The organism is Peribacillus sp. NPDC058002 (assembly GCF_042886655.1).
Taxonomy (GTDB): domain Bacteria; phylum Bacillota; class Bacilli; order Bacillales; family DSM-1321; genus Peribacillus; species Peribacillus aracenensis.
Map to the genome: position 1 here is coordinate 1 of NZ_JBHVQU010000247.1, position 5,036 is coordinate 5,036.

Annotated in this window: 4 protein-coding genes; 3 read left to right on the forward strand and 1 reads right to left on the reverse strand. The window is 41.5% G+C overall.

Annotation, left to right across the window (positions count from 1 at the left end; genetic code table 11):
• Positions 1-381, reverse strand: a 381-nt coding sequence (locus ACFVSH_RS22750) for a thiamine pyrophosphate-dependent enzyme (protein WP_387707963.1), incomplete at its 3' end; no start/stop codon positions are given.
• Positions 382-851: 470 nt separating this feature from the next.
• On the opposite strand from ACFVSH_RS22750, the gene ACFVSH_RS22755 reads away from it, so the two are divergent.
• Genes ACFVSH_RS22755 through ACFVSH_RS22765 form a run of 3 tightly spaced genes read left to right on the forward strand, consistent with a single transcriptional unit; the run spans position 852 to position 4,905 of the window.
• Complete coding sequence (locus tag ACFVSH_RS22755) at positions 852-1,328, forward strand: MarR family winged helix-turn-helix transcriptional regulator (RefSeq protein WP_387595669.1); 477 nt, start codon at positions 852-854, stop codon at positions 1,326-1,328.
• Entirely contained in the window at positions 1,325-3,049 is a 1,725-nt protein-coding gene (locus ACFVSH_RS22760) for an ABC transporter ATP-binding protein (protein WP_387595666.1), read from the forward strand. Before ACFVSH_RS22755 ends, ACFVSH_RS22760 begins: the two co-directional genes overlap by 4 nt.
• A complete protein-coding gene (locus ACFVSH_RS22765; RefSeq protein WP_387595663.1) occupies positions 3,046-4,905 on the forward strand; it encodes an ABC transporter ATP-binding protein in 1,860 nt (619 codons plus the stop codon). Before ACFVSH_RS22760 ends, ACFVSH_RS22765 begins: the two co-directional genes overlap by 4 nt.
• Positions 4,906-5,036: the final 131 nt, after the last annotated feature.

Below are 5,036 nucleotides of genomic sequence, written 5' to 3' on the forward strand. Positions count from 1 at the left end.
GGTGGTAACTGGCGAAGATCCCGTCACGATGCGATTCTTTTTTTGCCCAAAATGCCCAGGCATTTGACGCCCGCCCGAATTTGGATCTTCTGCTTTTGCAAAACTGGATAACATTAAATCCCTTGCGGTCATCCCAAACGCAAGAACCACACCGAGATCCCGGTAATAAGGAAGGACATAATCCTTTTCACGGTTCAATGCAAATGCAGCTCCCACTTGAGCTGCTTCCTGCCCTTGACAAGAAACGACAAAAGGAATTTTTCCAGATCTGTTCAACAGCCACATCCTTTCATCTATACGTCTTGCCAATAACATTATCCTATACATCTCAAGCACCTGCTCATCACTTAGACCTGCCCGTAGATGACGGTTTTCAACCATATGTCATCATCCCTCCTAAAAATCAAAACATTTTTCTGTTAATACAAACTTAAATCCGGTTATTTATCTAAGGGAGAAAAATCTCGTTTATGTATGCATGCTTGCCATATAATACCCTCAAATGCGTTATCATCTAGTATTATTACCTGGTACTAACTCAATGCAATATTATCCTACCACTTTTTATCTCAAATTTCCAACTAATTTCACTCTGTTAAAAGGACATTTCGATGTCTACTGAATCAAGTACATGAATAAACGAGTGTTTTCACGCGAAAACACTGATAATCGGCATGACCACTCAGATTTTTACTGGGGTTTAATGTACGACCAAAGTCTAGGTAAACACTGAAATCATTTGATCGTTTTTTTTTGTTGACTATGCGGAAGAATAGCTGTAAATTAAAATGATTCATAAAATTAAATGTTCAAAATGGAACAGTTCATAACAGAAAGAATGGTGATGTTGAGTGGAGAATGAAAAACAAATGCGTTCCGTACAACTATTGCGTTCATTTTGGAACGTGCAGAAAAATATTATGCGGTTCGTTCAAAAGACAGCCGCAGAAAATGGATTAACAGTTCCTCAATATTCCATTTTGATGACCATTACCCTTTACAAAGAAACCACTCAAAAAAATGTCGGGGAGAAAACATTTCTTCCAAAAAGCACCCTTAGCCAAGCGGTCGATGGTCTCGTTCGGTCAGGCATGCTCCATCGTGAGCATGTGGAGGGCAACCGGCGTGAGATTCAGTTGTCAATCACCGATCAGGGGAAAAATTTATTAAAAACGATTCATTTTCACGAAGGAAGCATTCACCAAGTCTTTCAAACGGCCATTGAAATGCTTTCCGAAGAACAGTTTGAAGAGCTGCTAGAAACGAATCTTCAAATTTCAAACTTTTTAGAAGCACAAGCTACCGAACAGGGAGAGTGTTCAAAATGATGAAAATACTGAAACATTTATCCGTTTATAAGTGGATTATTTCAGCAGTTATCGGTCTGGTTTTTATTCAATCCATGTCGGACCTTTTTTTGCCTACACTAATGGCTGATATTATTGACAAAGGCGTCGTCCGAGGAGACACTCCCTACATTTGGAAAATCGGTGGTTTGATGCTGTTGGTTTCCGCACTTGGCGCTTGTGCATCCATAATCGCAAGTTACTATTCGTCCAAAGCGGCAATGGGAATGGGACGCGATCTCCGCCTGAGAGTCTTTGATCATGTTGAAAAATTTTCGTTACAAGAATTTGATGAAGTCGGTACGGCGTCATTGATCACACGGACGACCAATGATATAACGCAAGTCCAGCAAGTGGTTATCATGATGCTTCGTATGGTTATCAGTGCACCTATCATGTTAATCGGCGGAGTGATCATGGCTGTATCCATGGATGCAAAATTATCGCTTGTCATTGTTGTCATAATGCCTTTATTGATTGGCTCGATTTTGCTTATTCTATATAAAGGTGTACCGCTCTTTCAAACAGTGCAAAAACGATTAGACCGGTTGAACCTTGTATTACGAGAAAATTTAACTGGCATTCGCGTCATTCGAGCCTTCAATCGTGAAACACAAGAGAAAGAACGTCTAAAGAAAGCGAATAAAGAATTGACGGATGTCTCGATCAAAGTCAATAAAATCATGGCCTTCATGATGCCTGTAATGATGCTTGTAATGAACTTGACGGTTGTTGGCATCATTTGGTTTGGTGGAGTTCGTATTGATAACGGCGGTATGCAGATCGGGGACTTAATGGCATTTATCCAATATGTTATGCAAATCATGTTCGCTCTCGTTATGGCATCCATGATGTTCGTTATGATTCCACGAGCGGCCGTATCGGCAACAAGGATAAACGAAGTCCTTGACATGAAACCTTCATTCCTGGATGAGGGGACAGAAAAGGCAGATCGTGAACACGGTACAATTGAATTTGATCATGTGACGTTCAGTTACCCAGGAGCAGAAGAACCTGCATTATCGGATATTAGTTTTTCTGCAAGTCCTGGTGAAATCACCGCAATAATCGGCGGAACAGGCTCAGGGAAAACAACGCTCGTCAATTTGATCCCTCGCTTCTATGATATTTCAAGTGGAACGATTCGCGTCAATGGTGTTGATATTCGTCAGTCATCACAAGAAGAAGTTCGTTCAAAAATTGGCTTTGTACCACAAAAGGCCGTCCTCTTTACAGGTACGATTGCTGAAAACATTCGCTTTGGAAAACAAACAGCCACACAAGATGAAGTTGAGCATGCTGCTCGGATCGCGCAAGCGGAAGATTTTATCAGCAACCTGAAAGACGGCTATCAGGCAGAAATCGAACAAGGCGGTTCAAACCTATCAGGCGGGCAAAAACAGCGGCTTTCGATTGCGCGGGCACTCATTCGGAAACCCGATATTTATATATTCGATGATAGTTTTTCTGCACTTGACTTCAAGACGGATGCCAACCTTCGCGCAGCCTTGAAAGAAGAAACGAAAAATTCGACAGTACTACTCGTTGCCCAGCGTGTCAGTACGGTGGTTGACGCTGATCGAATCATTGTGTTAGACGAAGGACACATTGTAGGTATGGGAACACACCAAGAGTTGCTAAGTACAAACGACATATACCGTGAAATCGCCTTATCACAGCTCACGGAGGAGGAAATTGCATGAGTAATCAAAAAAAACCTCAAAGCGGCGGTCATGCTGGGCATGGTCCTGGTGGCGGTAACATGATGATGATGGGTCAAAAAGCAAAAGATTTTAAAGGAACACTTAGACGTCTTTTGACCTATTTAAAACCTCGGCGCAACAAATTGATTGCCGTGTTCTTTGCTGCAATCATGAGTACGATTTTTATGATTGTCGGACCAAAAATCATGGGAACGGCAATTACGGAATTATTCGAAGGAGCATACGGGAAATTCCAAGGAGTACCAGGAGCAGCCATTAACTTTGATAAGATTGGCCATATCCTTCTACTCCTTGCTGGACTGTATGTCTTAAGCAGCCTTTTCAACTATGTACAACAATACATTATGTCAAGTGTTGCACAAGATACGGTATATGATCTTCGAGAAGATGTTAACGAAAAACTCGAGAAACTTCCACTCAAATATTTTGAAGGACGTCCAAACGGAGAAACACTTAGCCGAATGACAAATGATATTGATACAATCGGGAGCACCCTTCAGCAAAGCTTAACGCAGTTCATCACATCAATCGTAACGATTTTGGGGATTATCATCATGATGCTTTCAATTAGCCCGTTATTGACATTAATCTCGATAGTCAGCTTACCTTTATCAATATTTGCAATCCGGCCTATTTTGAAAAAATCCCAAAAGCACTTTGCCGATCAACAACGTAAACTCGGACAATTAAATGGGCACATTGAAGAGATGTATACCGGCCATCAAGTCGTTAAAGCCTTCGGACATGAAAAACAGGCGAATGCCCAATTTACTGCGGTTAATGAAGAATTGTATAAAGCGGCAAGCAGAGCACAGTTTATATCAGGTATCATCATGCCCCTGATGTTCTTTATCGGAAATTTGAGCTATGTCCTCATCAGTGTTGTCGGAGGAATATTGGTAACGCAACGTTCGATTTCAATTGGTGATATTCAAGCATTCATCACTTATTCAAAGCAGTTCACCCAGCCAATCACACAAACGGCTAACATCGCAAACATTATTCAGTCAACGGTTGCAGCAGCTGAGCGTGTTTTTGAACTACTTGATGAAGAAGAGGAAATGAAAGAACAAACCACAGCTCACATAAAAAGGGCAAACGGTGCTGTCTCTTTCGAACATGTGGACTTTGGGTATGGGGAAGAAATGTTAATTGAAGATATGAACATCGATGTCTTGTCTGGACAGACGGTCGCAATTGTTGGACCGACTGGTGCTGGAAAAACGACCATGATAAATCTCTTGATGAGATTTTACGAACTCAATGGCGGAAAGATTACTATCGATGGTCTTGATACACGGAGTATGTCCCGTAGTGATCTTCGAAAGAGCTTTGGTATGGTTCTTCAAGATACTTGGCTCTTTAATGGCACGATTAAAGAAAATATCGCTTATGGCAAAAATGGAGCAACTGATGAAGAAATTTTCGCAGCTGCTCGTACTGCACATGCAAACCATTTCATTCGGACACTGCCAGATGGTTATGAGACAGTCTTAAACGAAGAAGCTTCGAACATCTCACAAGGCCAAAAGCAGCTTTTGACAATCGCCCGAGCTGTTCTAGCAGATCCACCAATCATGATATTGGATGAAGCGACGTCTAGTGTGGACACGCGGACCGAAGTCTTTATCCAAAAAGCGATGAACCGACTGATGGAAGGAAGAACGAGCTTTGTCATTGCCCATCGTCTCTCAACGATTAAGGATGCAGATTTGATTCTTGTTATGGATCAAGGAAAAGTGATAGAGAAGGGAACGCATTCTGACCTTTTAAGGGTGAATGGTTTCTACGCAGATCTTTACAATAGTCAGTTTACTGAAAATGCAGCTGGATAATAAGAAAGAGGCTCAATTACCAATCGGAATTGAGCCTCTCTCTTTATAAATCTATCAACAACCGTTCCGTTGATGCTAACCAATTAGACATCCATGAGTCAGGGATAACTTATAAGCTGCATCAATATCCC

Bases quoted from the DNA above. Each gene is read 5' to 3' on its own strand.
- ACFVSH_RS22760 (WP_387595666.1), top strand. From the start codon at position 1,325: ATGATGAAAATACTGAAACATTTATCCGTTTATAAGTGGATTATTTCA.
- ACFVSH_RS22765 (WP_387595663.1), top strand. From the start codon at position 3,046: ATGAGTAATCAAAAAAAACCTCAAAGCGGCGGTCATGCTGGGCATGGT.